At 59.8% G+C, this 14,322-nt stretch carries 13 protein-coding genes and 1 pseudogene; 11 read left to right on the forward strand and 3 right to left on the reverse strand.

The annotated features are described in order from the left end of the window. The first annotated feature begins 98 nt into the window (after nt 1–98). From UIA24_RS14535 to UIA24_RS14565, 7 genes are all read left to right on the forward strand, one after another. Nucleotides 99–743 carry a glutathione binding-like protein gene (locus UIA24_RS14535; RefSeq protein ID WP_330523154.1) on the forward strand — a complete coding sequence of 215 codons (645 nt, stop codon included), beginning with the start codon at nt 99–101 and terminating at the stop codon, nt 741–743. Nucleotides 744–859: 116 nt separating this feature from the next. Continuing rightward, nucleotides 860–3,301, forward strand: a complete 2,442-nt coding sequence (locus UIA24_RS14540) for a penicillin acylase family protein (RefSeq protein WP_330523155.1) — start codon at nt 860–862, stop codon at nt 3,299–3,301. A gap of 387 nt (nt 3,302–3,688) precedes the next feature. Beyond that, nucleotides 3,689–4,471 carry a transporter substrate-binding domain-containing protein gene (locus tag UIA24_RS14545; protein WP_330523156.1) on the forward strand — a complete coding sequence of 261 codons (783 nt, stop codon included), beginning with the start codon at nt 3,689–3,691 and terminating at the stop codon, nt 4,469–4,471. 131 nt (nt 4,472–4,602) lie between these two features. Beyond that, nucleotides 4,603–5,331, forward strand: coding sequence for an ABC transporter permease (locus UIA24_RS14550; RefSeq protein ID WP_065760443.1), 729 nt, complete (start codon nt 4,603–4,605; stop codon nt 5,329–5,331). Continuing rightward, entirely contained in the window at nt 5,328–6,038 is a 711-nt protein-coding gene (locus tag UIA24_RS14555; protein WP_065760444.1) for an ABC transporter permease, read from the forward strand. The genes UIA24_RS14550 and UIA24_RS14555 overlap by 4 nt, the downstream gene beginning before the upstream one ends. A gap of 8 nt (nt 6,039–6,046) precedes the next feature. Beyond that, nucleotides 6,047–7,162, forward strand: a complete 1,116-nt coding sequence (locus UIA24_RS14560; RefSeq protein ID WP_330523157.1) for a succinylglutamate desuccinylase/aspartoacylase family protein — start codon at nt 6,047–6,049, stop codon at nt 7,160–7,162. A 9-nt stretch (nt 7,163–7,171) separates the two neighbouring features. Continuing rightward, nucleotides 7,172–7,936, forward strand: coding sequence for an ABC transporter ATP-binding protein (locus UIA24_RS14565; protein WP_065760446.1), 765 nt, complete (start codon nt 7,172–7,174; stop codon nt 7,934–7,936). 22 nt (nt 7,937–7,958) lie between these two features. Here UIA24_RS14565 and UIA24_RS14570 read toward each other — a convergent pair whose 3' ends face one another. Further along, on the reverse strand, nt 7,959–8,189 hold the full coding sequence (locus tag UIA24_RS14570) for a hypothetical protein (RefSeq protein WP_330523158.1): 231 nt from the start codon (nt 8,187–8,189) through the stop codon (nt 7,959–7,961). 93 nt (nt 8,190–8,282) lie between these two features. After that, nucleotides 8,283–8,849, reverse strand: a complete 567-nt coding sequence (dcd, locus tag UIA24_RS14575) for a dCTP deaminase (protein WP_065760448.1) — start codon at nt 8,847–8,849, stop codon at nt 8,283–8,285. Between the two features lie 351 nt (nt 8,850–9,200). Here dcd and UIA24_RS14580 point away from each other — a divergent pair, with 351 nt between their 5' ends. Beyond that, entirely contained in the window at nt 9,201–9,410 is a 210-nt protein-coding gene (locus UIA24_RS14580; protein WP_009396490.1) for a cold-shock protein, read from the forward strand. 122 nt (nt 9,411–9,532) lie between these two features. On the opposite strand, the gene apbC is transcribed toward UIA24_RS14580, so the two are convergent. Continuing rightward, nucleotides 9,533–10,627 carry an iron-sulfur cluster carrier protein ApbC gene (apbC, locus tag UIA24_RS14585; protein WP_065760449.1) on the reverse strand — a complete coding sequence of 365 codons (1,095 nt, stop codon included), beginning with the start codon at nt 10,625–10,627 and terminating at the stop codon, nt 9,533–9,535. 152 nt (nt 10,628–10,779) lie between these two features. On the opposite strand from apbC, the gene metG reads away from it, so the two are divergent. From metG to rsxB, 3 genes and pseudogenes are all read left to right on the forward strand, one after another. Further along, on the forward strand, nt 10,780–12,819 hold the full coding sequence (gene metG, locus UIA24_RS14590; RefSeq protein ID WP_102053390.1) for a methionine--tRNA ligase: 2,040 nt from the start codon (nt 10,780–10,782) through the stop codon (nt 12,817–12,819). Between the two features lie 93 nt (nt 12,820–12,912). Further along, nucleotides 12,913–13,497, forward strand: coding sequence for an Rnf-Nqr domain containing protein (locus tag UIA24_RS14595; RefSeq protein WP_099775610.1), 585 nt, complete (start codon nt 12,913–12,915; stop codon nt 13,495–13,497). Continuing rightward, nucleotides 13,494–14,318 (forward strand): annotated as a pseudogene (gene rsxB / locus UIA24_RS14600) (electron transport complex subunit RsxB); the annotation flags it as partial. The gene UIA24_RS14595 and the pseudogene rsxB, both read left to right, overlap by 4 nt. Nucleotides 14,319–14,322 lie beyond the last annotated feature (4 nt).

A 14,322-nucleotide genomic window follows, 5' to 3' on the forward strand; every position in this document is an offset into this window, starting at 1 on the left:
GAGGTCGCACCTTGTGATATCCATAAGGCGACCGCTGCGCCCAAGCGCAGCCTGGCGGCAGCGACATTGTCGCTGCCGAACCCTCGACGGAGCGTGCCATGATCGACCTGTATTACTGGACCACCCCCAATGGCCACAAAATTACCCTGTTTCTTGAGGAAACCGGGCTGCCCTACCGCATTCACCCGATCAACATCGGCAAAGGCGAACAGTTCGCTGCCGACTTCCTGAAGATCGCCCCGAACAACCGTATTCCAGCGATCGTCGACCATGATCCGGCCGACCATCAGGCGCCGCTGTCGCTGTTCGAATCGGGCGCCATCCTGCTGTACCTTGCGGAAAAAACCGGACACTTCCTGCCCAAGGATCTGCGTGGCCGCCAGGAAACCCTGCAATGGCTGTTCTGGCAAATGGGCGGCTTGGGCCCGATGGCCGGCCAGAACCACCACTTCAGCCGGTTCGCGCCCGAAAAAATCCCTTATGCAATCAAACGCTACGTGGATGAAACCGCGCGCTTGTATGGCGTGCTGAACAAACGCCTGGCCGACCGACCGTTCGTCGCCGGAGCCGAGTACAGCATCGCCGACATGGCCATCTACCCGTGGATTGTTTCCCATCAGTGGCAGAGCCAGAACCTCGATGATTTCCCGGCACTCAAGGCCTGGTTCGAGCGTATCAAGGCGCGTCCCGCCACACAGCGGGCCTATGCCCTGGTCGAAAAGATCAACCCGCCACAACCCTGAGTCACAGGCAAGGGGTGCAGCACGTTGAAAATAAAGGCTGTGCCCCCGCTTGCATGGTGTGGTCGCGCTCACTAACGTAGCGCCTTTCCGCCGCCATACCCTGCAGGAGCCTTACCATGGCCTCGCCAGCCTTACCCCCTTTTCTTCCCCGATTCGGCGTTGCCGCAGCGATGCTCGGGCTACTCAGCCTCGGCGGCTGCCAGATGGGCGGCTACCACGACAGCGTACCGCCGACCACGGGTGTACAGCCTCTCAAGGGCCTGGCGCAAAACGTTTCGGTGCGGCGCAATGCCATGGGCATGCCGCTGATCGAGAGCAGCACCTTCCATGACGCACTCTTCACCCTGGGCTATGTGCAGGCCGGCGACCGTATTGGTCAGATGGTTGGCATGCGTCTGCTGGCCCAAGGACGCCTGGCAGAAATGGCCGGCCCAGATGCCTTGGAAGTCGACCGCCTGATGCGTGCGGTCAACCTGAAGCAGAGCGCCAACCAGCTCTACGCCGACGCCTCACCACGCCTCAAACGCTTCTTTGAAGTCTATGCACGCGGGGTCAACGCCTATCTGTTCCGCTACCGCGACAAGTTGCCAGCCCCGTTGGCCCAGACCGGCTACCGTCCGGAGTACTGGAAGCCGGAAGACTCGGCGCTGATTTTCTGCCTCTACAACTTCAGCCAGTCGGTGAACCTGCAGGAAGAACTCGCGGCCTTGGTACTGGCGCAGAAAGTCGGCAGCGACAAACTGGCCTGGCTGCTGCCGAACTATCCGGATGAACCACTTCCACACGCTGAAGCCGATAAACTTGGCGGACTGAACCTGAGCAGCCAACTGCCCAACCTGTCTGCACTCAACGCCGTGAGCCAGCAGTTGGCTGCATTCAACCTGCTCGGCGCCCCCGGCTCCAGCAACTGGGCCATAGCCGCGCCGCATAGCCGCAGTGGCAAGAGCCTGCTGGCCAGTGACAGCCAAGGTGCATGGGCCTTGAGCCCGGTACAAATCCGTGCACCGAAATATCAGGCTGCCGGCTTCACCCTTGCAGGCCTTCCACTGGTGCTGTCTGGATTCAACGGCAAACTGGCCTGGAGCACCAGTGCGGTCATGGGCGATAACCAGGACCTGTTCCTGGAAAAAATCCGCCGTGAAGGGAACCGCCTGTTCTATCAGGTAGACGGCAAATGGCAACCGGCCATGGCCCGTAACGAAACATTCTTCATCAAGGGTCAGCGCCCAATCCGCGAAACCCTGTATGACACCCGTCACGGCGCCCTGCTAAATCCGGCGCAGAATGCAAGCCTCGCCCTTGCCCTGCAAACCCCGGCGCTCAAAGGCGACAAGAGCCTCGATGCGTTCTTCGACCTGTCGCGCAAGGCCAACGTCGAAGGCGCCTTTGAGACCAGCCGCGAGATTGGTGCTCCGGCACTGAACCTGGTGTTTGCCGATGCCAGCAATATCGGCTGGCAGGTCACCGGCCACTTCCCCAACCGCCGTGAAGGCCAGGGTCTGTTGCCTTCGCCCGGCTGGGAAGGACGTTACGACTGGGACGGCTATGCCGACCCGATGCTCCATCCCTATGACCAGGACCCGCCTCAGGGCTGGCTGGGCAACGCCAACCAGCGCAGCGTACCGCGCGGTTACGGCATGCAACTGTCCAACACCTGGTACTACCCCGAGCGTGCGGAGCGCCTGGCGCAGATGGCAGCCAACGGCAAACATGACAGCCGTAGCCTGATGACCATGCAGAACGACCAAACCACGCTGTACGCTGCCAAGCTCAAAAGCATGTTCCAGGCACCGGGCATGGCCCAGCCTTTGAAACAGGCTATCGACGCCCTGCCTCAGGATCAACGCGCCAAGGCCCGCGAAGCCTACGACCGCCTGATGGCCTTTGATGGCCGTCTCAGTGCCACCTCGGCTGACGCAGCGCTGTACCAGTTGTTCCTGCAGGAAAGTGCCAAACTGACCTTCCTCGATGAATTGGGCCCAGAGAGCGGTGCTGCCTGGCAGGCCTTTATCAGTAACGCCCGGCTTTCCTACTCGGCACAGGCCGATCATTTGCTCGGACGTGACGACAGCCCATTCTGGGATGACCGCAACACCGCGCAGAAAGAGGACAAACCGACGATTCTCGCGCGTAGCCTGGCGGCTGCGATCAACGTCGGTGAGCGCGAAATGGGTAGCGACCACCGTACCTGGCAATGGGGCAAGCTGCATCAGTACCGTTGGCCGGTCGCCAGCTTCCATGGCCTGGGCGATACGCTCAACCGTGGGCCGCTGGCCACGGGCGGAGACCACACCACGCTGAACAGTTCAGCCTATGCCTGGGGGCAGGACTTCAATGCGCGCCTGATGCCGTCCATGCGCATGGTGGTGGATTTCGGCCTGGCCGAACCCCTGCAAGGCATCAGTAGCAGCGGGCAGTCGGGCAACCCAGCCAGCAGCCACTTTGCCGACGGGCTGGATGCCTGGTTCAAAGGCCGCTACGTCAGCTTCCCGATGCAGACACAAAACTTCGAACGTGCCTATGGCAGCAAACGCCTGACCTTGGTGCCGGGTCGATAGCCTCATAACCGCCTTGCGCCCTTGCCCCGATCAAGGGCGCACCACGGTACATCCCCCCAAAAAAGCCAGGGCCAGCTTGGCCTCGGCTTTGCGCCTGATACTCACATCAAAAAACATCAAGGATTGCCCCAATCCTGGGAAAGCGGTCGACGCACGCTATTGAGGCCTGAAAGCAACAGTCAGGCGCTCTCGGTGCGCCTGGCCTCTTACATTGCTCCATTCCTGAGCATTAAAGGCACTACAGTCTCCTTGCGACAGGCCTGGTTCAGCGCCTGCTAAGGCCATGCGCAGATATGGTGCGAAATTTGCTATCACATTGATGTCTCACTTCGGTCGGTAACGGCCGGGACACACTTAAAGCACCCCCTCGGACGCAAGGACAACACAATGAAAAAAGCATGGCTGACGCTTTCCGCACTTGCATTGTGCCTGGCCGCTAACACTGCTATAGCCAAGGAGTACAAGGAGTTGCGCTTCGGCGTCGACCCTTCCTACGCACCGTTTGAATCCAAGGCCGCTGATGGCAGCCTGGTGGGCTTCGATATTGATCTGGGCAATGCTATCTGTGCGGAGTTGAAGGTCAAATGCAAGTGGGTTGAAAGTGACTTCGACGGCATGATTCCCGGCCTCAAGGCCAACAAGTTCGACGGTGTGATCTCGTCGATGACAGTCACGCCCGCTCGAGAAAAAGCGATCGACTTCTCCGATGAACTGTTCTCCGGCCCAACCTCGCTGGTTTTCAAGAAAGGCGCAGGCCTGAGCGCCGACCCGGCCTCACTGGCCGGCAAGACCGTCGGCTATGAACAAGGCACCATTCAGGAAGCCTACGCCAAGGCCGTTCTGGACAAGGCCGGGGTCAAGACCCAGGCCTATCAAAACCAGGATCAGGTTTACGCCGACCTGATCTCTGGACGCCTCGATGCCTCGATCCAGGACATGCTGCAGGCTGAACTGGGCTTCCTGAAAACCCCACAGGGCAGCGGCTATGAAGTCAGCAAGCCCGTCGACAGCGAACTGCTACCGTCCAAGACAGCCATCGGTATCCGCAAAGGTAACAGCGAGCTGCAAAAACTCCTCAACAAAGGTATCAAAGCGTTACACGATGATGGCACCTACGAAAAACTGCAGAAAAAACACTTTGGTGACCTGAACCTGTACAGCGGCAAGTAAGCCGCAGAAGCCGGCCTTGCCAAGGGAGGCTCCTGCGCACTGGCGGTTCAGTGCATACGCCTGAATCGCCAGTGCCGTCGGCTCCTGCACTGCCGAATACTGTTTTTTCACCACGGCCATAGGGTCATGTCATGTTCGAAGACCTGCTGCAGCATCTGGGGCTCTCGGCATTCAGCTTGAAGGGTTTCGGCCCACTGCTGTTAAAAGGCACCTGGATGACCATCAATCTGTCGCTGATGTCACTGCTGGTCAGCGTCGGCCTGGGCCTGCTCGGCGCCAGCGCCAAACTCTCTTCCGTACGCGTGCTACGGATTACCGCTCAGGTCTACACCACACTGATTCGTGGAATACCCGATCTTGTGCTGATGCTGCTGATTTTCTACAGCCTGCAAACCTGGCTGACCAGCCTGACCGAAGCGCTGGAATGGGATTACATCGAGATCGACCCGTTCGCGGCCGGGGTCATCACCTTGGGCTTCATCTATGGCGCCTACTTCACCGAAACATTTCGCGGTGCGATTCTCGCGGTTCCCCGTGGCCAGGTCGAAGCGGCGACAGCCTATGGACTCAAACGCTTCCAGCGCTTTCGCTTTGTGGTCTTTCCGCAAATGATGCGTTATGCATTGCCGGGTATCGGCAACAATTGGATGGTCATGCTCAAGGCCACCGCACTGGTGTCGATCATCGGCCTGGCCGACCTGGTCAAGGCAGCCCAGGACGCCGGCAAGAGTACCTATCAGCTGTTTTACTTCCTGGTGCTGGCGGCGTTGATCTACCTGATGATCACCAGTGCCTCGAACGTTGCCCTGCGCTGGCTTGAACGGCGCTACAACGCAGGTACCCGGGAGGCACTACGATGATCGAACTGCTGCAGGAATACTGGCGTGCTTTTCTCTACACAGACGGCACCCATATCACTGGGCTGGCGATGACGATGTGGCTGCTCTCGGCCTCGCTGCTGATCGGCTTTCTCGTCTCCATTCCCTTGTCGATCGCACGGGTTTCGCGGTCTTTCTGGATCCGCATGCCGGTACAGTTCTACACCTACCTGTTTCGTGGCACCCCGCTGTATATCCAACTGCTCATCTGCTACACCGGCATCTACAGCATCGCGGCCGTGCGCGCGCAACCGTTGCTCGACAGTTTCTTTCGCGACGCGATGAACTGCACCATCCTGGCGTTTGCCCTGAATACCTGCGCCTACACCACGGAGATTTTCGCCGGAGCAATCCGCAGCATGGCCCATGGCGAGGTAGAGGCAGCCAAAGCCTATGGCCTGCGCGGCTGGAAACTCTATGCTTACATCATCATGCCGTCGGCCCTTAGGCGCTCGCTGCCGTTCTACAGCAATGAGGTGATCCTGATGCTGCACTCGACCACCGTGGCTTTTACCGCCACGATCCCGGACATCCTCAAGGTCGCCCGCGACGCCAACTCGGCTACATTTCTGACATTTCAGTCGTTCGGTATCGCTGCACTGATCTACCTGAGCGTGACCTTCGCCCTTGTGGGCCTGTTCCGCTTGGCCGAACGACGCTGGCTGGCCTTTCTAGGCCCTGCTCACTAGGACTGTTCATGCATCACAAAACCCACGAAATCCTGGCCCCGGTACCAGGTATCGCCCGGCAAATCCACAGCTTCCATTTCGGCCCCAAAGGCGCCGGTAAAATCTATATCCAGGCGTCACTGCATGCCGACGAACTGCCCGGCATGCTGGTGGCCTGGCACTTGAAGCAGCGTTTGAGCACACTGGAAACCCAGGGGCGCCTGCGACAAGAAATCGTTCTGGTACCCATTGCCAACCCGGTGGGCCTCGAACAAGTGCTCATGGACGTTCCACTGGGCCGCTACGAGCTGCAAAGCGGGGAAAACTTCAATCGAAACTTCGTCGATCTCAGCGATGTGATCGGCGATCAGATCGAGGCCAGACTGACGCAGGATGCACAACACAACATCGAGCTGATCCGTCAAAGCCTGCGCCGGGCCCTGGAGGAGCATTCAGCCCTGACACCCCTGCAGTCGCAGCGCCTGACCCTCCAGCGCCTTGCATGCGATGCCGATATGGTCCTCGATCTGCACTGCGACTTCGAGGCCGTCGAACACCTGTACACCACGCCAGAGGCCTGGCCGAAGGTCGAGCCGCTGTCGCGCTACCTTGGCGCGCAGGCCAGCCTGCTGGCAACCGACTCCGGCGGCCAATCCTTCGACGAGTGTTTCACCCTTGTCTGGTGGCAACTGCAACAGCGCTTCGGCAAGCATTACCCGATCCCCCAAGGCAGCTTCTCCGTCACGGTAGAGCTACGGGGTCAAGGCGACGTCAGCCACCCACTGGCCCAGACCGACTGTGAAGCGATCCTGCGCTACCTGGTACATGCCGGTGCCATCGAAGGCGAAGCGGCCCCACTGCCCGCGCTGCGCTACCCCGCCACGCCGCTGGCAGGCGTAGAGCCGGTGGCAACACCATTGGGGGGACTATTGGTGTTCCACGCCAAACCGGGCCAATACCTGCAGGCAGGCGAGCTGATCGCCGAGGTCATCGACCCGCTCAACGATCGCGTAACCCCGGTATGCAACACGCAACCCGGCCTGCTCTATGCGCGCTCGTTACGACGCATGGCAACTGCCGGCATGGTCATTGCCCACGTGGCAGGTCGTGAGGCCTACCGCAGCGGCTACCTGTTATCGCCTTGAGAGCCGCGCATGTACAAACTGACAATCGAAGACCTGCACAAAAGCTATGGCGAACATCATGTCTTGAAGGGTGTTTCGCTAAAAGCCAACGCGGGTGATGTCATCTGCCTGATCGGCGCCAGTGGCTCGGGCAAGAGCACCTTCCTGCGCTGCATCAACTTTCTGGAACAGCCTGATGATGGTCGTATGACCCTTGATGGTAAACCCGTTGAAATGCGTCATGACCGTCACGGCATGCACGTCGCCGATCCTGATGAGCTGCAACGAATCCGCACACGGCTGGCCATGGTATTCCAGCACTTCAACCTGTGGAGCCACATGACCGTGCTGGAGAACGTCAGCATGGCGCCACGCCGCGTGCTCGGGGTGAGCAAACACGAAGCAGAGGAACGCGCCCGGAAGTACCTGAACAAAGTAGGCCTCGCCCCGCAACTGGCGGAGCAATTCCCGGCCTTTCTCTCCGGCGGTCAACAACAGCGCGTGGCCATCGCCCGTGCGCTGGCCATGGAGCCGGAAGTGATGCTGTTCGACGAACCGACCTCCGCGCTCGACCCGGAACTGGTTGGCGAGGTGCTCAGGGTAATTCAGGGGCTCGCCGAGGAAGGTCGCACCATGATCATGGTCACCCACGAGATGGCCTTCGCACGGCAAGTCTCAAGCCAGGTTCTGTTCCTGCACAAAGGGCTGGTCGAGGAACAAGGGTCGCCGCAGGAGGTACTGGGAGCCCCGAAAAGTGAACGCCTGCGTCAGTTCCTCAGCGGCAACCTGAAGTAAGGTAACGTGAAGGGACGACGGCTCAAGCCACAGGCGCTGGCGGCGGCTCGTCAGGCAACGTCGGCTCGCCCGGCTCCATCGGCTGCTGTGGCGTGCCCGGCTCAGGGGTATTCGGGGTGTCGGGGTCCGGCTGGCCGGGGATCCCGCCTGCACTGACAGGATGTGGGTGCGCAAGCAGCGACCATGCCAGCACACCAACCTGGTTGGGCTGCAGTATCGCCAGCTTGGCGCTGAGGGTCGGGTCGATTTTCATCAGTCACTCCCAATCAGGGCCGGTACACGTAGTGTGCACCGGCGGCCTTCATTGGAGTACAGCATACACCCGGAATTCCCTCGCTTCGTCGCCTCAGGCGCGCGGCAAGGTCACGCCACGCTGGCCCTGGTACTTGCCACCACGATCCTTGTACGACACCTCACACTCTTCGTCTGACTCCAGGAACAGCATCTGTGCCACGCCCTCATTGGCGTAGATCTTGGCCGGCAACGTCGTGGTGTTGGAGAACTCCAGGGTGACGTGACCTTCCCACTCCGGCTCCAGCGGCGTTACGTTGACGATGATGCCGCAACGGGCATAGGTGCTCTTGCCCAGGCAAATGGTCAGCACGTTGCGAGGAATACGGAAGTACTCGACCGTGCGTGCCAAGGCGAAGGAGTTCGGCGGAATGATGCAAACGTCACTTTTGATGTCGACAAAACTGCCGGCGTCGAAGTTTTTCGGATCGACGGTCGCCGAGTTGATGTTGGTGAACACCTTGAACTCGTCGGCACAACGCACGTCGTAGCCGTAGCTGGAGACGCCAAAGGAGATCAGCCGGTCGGCACCCTCACCGCGCATCTGGCGCTCGACGAAAGGCTCGATCATGCCGTGCTCTTGCGCCATGCGGCGAATCCACTTGTCCGATTTGATGCTCATGGCGGTGTCCTGAAAATAGCGAGGTGAAAAAATCTGATGCGCATCTTACCGGGCCGGGCGCCGGGTTCAAAGTTCCGTGCAACGGTGGCCGTCAGATAGCGGCCGGATGGCACTTGGACAGGCGCGACATGCACCGTCAGTCATGCATTTGCGCGAAAGCTCAACAAGACCATTGGCACGTTCTGGAAAAAGGGTTAAGGTGGCGTCACTGTGCTGCACAATGTCACTGAGAATCTCTACCTGATGCAAGATTTCGATCAACACATCTTCATGAATTTTCCTGCTCTTTGCACTCAGTCTCGGCCAGGGCGTTTCCTGAACCGTAGTTAACTTTGTCCAAGGAGACATCCAATGTCCAATCGCCAAACCGGTACCGTTAAGTGGTTCAACGATGAAAAAGGCTTCGGCTTCATCACTCCACAATCCGGTGACGACCTGTTCGTACACTTCAAAGCCATCAAGGCTGACGGCTTCAAGAGCCTGAAAGAAGGCCAGCAGGTTTCTTTCGTCGCTACCCGCGGCCAGAAAGGCATGCAGGCTGAAGAAGTAGAAGTTATCTAACTTCCGCTTTTTAGCTTGAAAAAACCCCGCCCTCAACAGGCGGGGTTTTTTTATGCCCTCAGTTTACCCGGCACTGAAATAACCGGCACTGCCGGCGATAGTATCGCCGGCGCCTACAGGCATTAGTCTTCGCTGATGGTAATGCTCGGCATCGCCGGGGTTGCGGCTTCCTGCAGCACGATCCGTGCGCCGACCTGACGAGCCAGTTCCTGGTACACCATGGCGATCTGGCTCTCGGGCTCGGCGATGGCTGTTGGCTTACCGCTATCAGCCTGCTCGCGAATCAGCATCGACAACGGCAATGACGCCAACAACTCGACCCCGTACTGTGCCGCCAGCTTCTCGCCACCGCCTTCACCGAACAGGTGCTCGGCATGGCCACAGTTCGAGCAGATATGTACGGCCATGTTCTCAACCACACCCAGCACCGGAATGTTCACCTTGCGGAACATTTCCACTCCTTTGCGGGCATCCAGCAGGGCCAGATCCTGGGGCGTAGTCACAATAACCGAACCCGCCACCGGCACCTTCTGCGCCAAGGTCAATTGGATATCGCCCGTGCCCGGCGGCATGTCGATCACCAGGTAGTCCAGATTGTCCCATGCGGTCTGTGTCACCAATTGCAGCAAGGCGCCAGAGACCATCGGGCCACGCCACACCATCGGTGTGTTGTCGTCGGTCAGGAATGCCATGGACATGACCTCAACACCGTGAGCCTGAAGTGGCACGAACCACTTCTGATCCTTGACCTTCGGTCGGGTGCCTTCAGGGATGCCAAACATCACACCTTGGCTCGGACCATAGATATCCGCATCCAGAATACCCACACGGGCACCCTCGCGGGCCAACGCCAGCGCCAGATTGGCAGCTGTTGTCGACTTGCCGACGCCACCCTTGCCGGAGGCTACGGCAACGATGTTCTTGACGTTGGCCAACCCCGGAATCTGCGCCTGGGCCTTGTGTGCGGCGATCACGCAGTCGATCTCGACCGAGGCCGCAGCGACACCCTCCATCCCCTCGATGGCGGTCTGCAGCACCTGCGCCCACCCTTTCTTGAACAGCCCGGCGGCATAGCCCAGTTGCAGCTTCACGCTGACGCGCTCGCCCTGGATATCGATGGCCTGGACACAGCCAGCGCTGACCGGATCCTGGTTCAGGTAAGGGTCGGTGTATTGACGAAGGACGGATTCGACGGCTGCGCGAGTGACGGCACTCATGGAGACTCCCGATAAAAGACTGAGCAAAACAGGTCACTATGCTAACCCGTGAAACACGCCCAGATACGTGCACGGGGTGAAATATATTTCCCGGCGTTTTATAGTGACCGATCTCCGTTTCATCTCTTGTAGCCGAAAGTAGCCGAGCCCCCATGTCCGAGCCACGCCAGATTCTAGTCACCAGCGCCCTCCCCTATGCCAACGGTTCCATCCACCTTGGCCACATGCTCGAATACATCCAGACCGACATGTGGGTGCGTTTCCAGAAGCTTCGCGGTAACCAGTGCATCTATGTATGCGCTGACGATGCCCACGGCTCGGCAATCATGCTGCGCGCCGAAAAAGAAGGCATCACTCCGGAGCAACTGATTGCCGGCGTGCAAGCTGAGCACAGCAGCGACTTTGCTGACTTCCTGGTGGACTTCGACAACTTCCACTCGACCCACGCCGAAGAGAACCGGGCGCTGTCGAGCCATATCTACCTGAAGTTGCGCGACGCCGGGCACATCGCAACCCGCTCGATCACCCAGTATTTCGACCCGGACAAGAAAATGTTCCTGGCCGACCGCTTCATCAAGGGCACCTGCCCGAAATGTGCGGCAGAAGACCAGTACGGTGACAACTGCGAGAAATGCGGTGCCACCTACGCGCCAACCGAACTGAAGAACCCCAAGTCGGCAATCTCCGGCGCCACACCGGTACTGAAAGACTCCCAGCACTTTTTCTTCAAGCTGCCAGACTTCCAGGCCATGCTGCAGAGCTGGACCCGCAGCGGCACCCTGCAGGACGCGGTAGCCAACAAGATCGCCGAATGGCTCGATGCCGGCCTGCAGGAGTGGGACATCTCCCGTGACGCACCGTACTTCGGCTTCGAGATCCCGGACGAGCCTGGCAAATACTTCTACGTCTGGCTGGATGCGCCGATCGGCTACATGGCCAGCTTCAAGAACCTCTGCGAACGCCGCCCGGAGCTCGACTTCGATGCGTTCTGGAACAAGGACTCGAAAGCCGAGCTGTACCACTTCATCGGCAAGGACATCGTCAACTTCCACGCCCTGTTCTGGCCTGCCATGCTCGAAGGTGCCGGCTATCGCAAGCCTACCGGCATCAACGTCCACGGCTACCTGACGGTCAACGGCCAGAAAATGTCCAAGTCGCGCGGCACCTTCATCAAGGCCCGCACCTACCTGGATCACCTGTCGCCGGAATATCTGCGCTACTACTACGCCGCCAAACTCAGCCGCGGCGTGGACGACCTCGACCTGAACCTCGAAGATTTCGTACAGAAGGTCAACTCCGACCTGGTTGGCAAGGTGGTGAACATTGCCAGCCGTTGCGCCGGTTTCATCCACAAGGGCAACGACGGTGTGATGGTCGATGGCGACGCAGCACCGGAACTGACCGAAGCCTTCCTGGCCGCCGCACCCGGCATTGCCGAAGCCTACGAGAACCGCGATTTCGCCCGCGCCATGCGCGAGATCATGGCCCTGGCCGACCGCGCAAACGCCTGGATTGCCGACAAGGCACCTTGGTCACTGGCCAAGCAGGAAGGCAAGCAGGAAGAAGTCCAGGCGATCTGCGCCCAAGGCGTTAACCTGTTCCGCCAACTGGTGATTTTCCTCAAGCCGGTGCTGCCAGTACTGGCCGCCGATGCCGAAGCGTTCCTGAACGTTGCCCCGCTGACCTGGGCCGACCATCAGACCCGCCTCGTCAACCATAAGTTGAACCCGTTCAAGGCCCTGATGAGCCGTATCGACCCGCTCAAGGTCGAGGCCATGACGGCTGCCAGCAAAGAAGACCTGGAAGCGACCCAGACCAGCGTAGCAACTGGCAACGGCGAGTTGGCCAAGGATCCACTGTCGCCGGAGATCGACTTCGACGCCTTTGCGGCGGTCGACCTGCGTGTTGCCTTGATCCTCAAGGCCGAAGCAGTGGAAGGTGCCGACAAACTGCTGCGCCTGACCTTGGACATCGGTGACGAACAGCGCAACGTGTTCTCCGGCATCAAGTCGGCCTACCCGGACCCGGCCAAGCTGGAAGGTCGGCTGACCATGATGATCGCCAACCTGAAACCACGCAAAATGCGCTTCGGCATCTCCGAAGGCATGGTAATGGCTGCCGGCCCTGGCGGTGAAGAGATCTACCTGTTGAGCCCGGACAGCGGTGCAAAACCGGGTCAACGCATCAAATAAGTGATATCCGCCCCGGTCATCTCAGACCGGGGCGTTCTCTTCCCCTCGTCGTTGCCGGATAATGGCGGACAGCCCTGATTTTTCGGCCCTCCAATGACAGAACTGATCGTTACGCTCATCGGCGCTGCATTGATCAACAACATCGTCCTGCACCAGGGGTTGGCCCTTGATCCCGCCCTGCGTATTGATGGCGCTGCAGACCGACACAAGATCCATGCACTGGGATTGACCACCGGCCTGCTGATGCTGAGCAGCACCCTGATCGGTCAGCTCCTCTATCGCTACCTGCTCCTGCCCTTGCAGCTGGACTATCTGCGCCTGTTCGTGTTCCTGCCATTGTGCATCGTACTGATCACGCCACTGCTTACCCTTGTCAGTCGCTGGCAGCCCCAACTGCCGCAGACGGGTCTGAAGCCTCTGCTGCTTGGCAATGCCGGCGTGCTGGCGCTGAGCCTCACCGCCAGTAGCCCTGAACTCGACGTGCTGCAGGTCATAGCCTTGAGCATAGGCAGCGGCCTGGGCTTTTGGCTGGTACTGATACTGCTCGACGACCTTAGACAGCGTACCCTCGACAACGACGCCATACCCGAGTCCTTTCGCGGCCTGCCACTGGAGCTGATTGGCGCCGGTATCATGGCCATGGCCTTTCTCGGCCTCAACGGATTGTTTACATCATGAGTCTGATTCAACGCATCGACGCTCTGCTGCCACAGACCCAATGCGGCAAATGCGGCCACGGCGGATGCCGCCCATACGCAGAAGGCCTGGCCAAGGGCGAGGCCATCAACAAATGCCCGCCAGGCGGCGACGAAACGATCGCCGCCCTGGCCGAGCTGCTTAACGTACCGATTCTGGCGCTGGACCCCGAGCGCGGCAGTGCACCGGCTCAGGTCGCCTACATCAGGGAAGCGGAATGTATCGGCTGCACCAAATGCATCCAGGCCTGCCCGGTGGATGCGATTGTCGGCGCAGCCAAACTGATGCACACGGTCATCAGCACCGAATGCACCGGCTGTGACCTGTGTGTTGCGCCCTGTCCGGTCGACTGCATCGACTTGCTGCCCTTACCGGCGAACAGCGTAATCATCCCCATCGTTGGCGGGCTGGCAACCGATGCCGAGCAACGGGCTGCACGAACCGCCAAGCGTGACCACTCCAGGCAACGTTACGAACAGCGCAATGCACGCCTGCAGCGTGACGAGGCTCGCAAACAAGCCGAACGCCTTGCCCGCAGCCAACGCCCAGCGGCCAATGCCACGACCGAAACGGCAACCGATGACCCAATCAAGGCAGCTATCGAACGCGTCAAGGCTCAAAAGATCGCCGCAGCCGATGCGGCCCTGAAGCAGGCGAAGATCGCCGCAGCCATGAGTCGCGCCCAGCTGAACAAGGCCCGTACGGCGTTCGGTGAAACCCCGAGCGACGCCCAGCATGCCCAATTACTGGAACTGGAGCGCGAATCTCAGGCTGCGCAAGCGCACCTTGAATCGCTCCAGGCAGTGA

It is taken from the genome of Pseudomonas sp. AL 58 (genome assembly GCF_036348395.1).
GTDB lineage: Bacteria > Pseudomonadota > Gammaproteobacteria > Pseudomonadales > Pseudomonadaceae > Aquipseudomonas > Aquipseudomonas defluvii.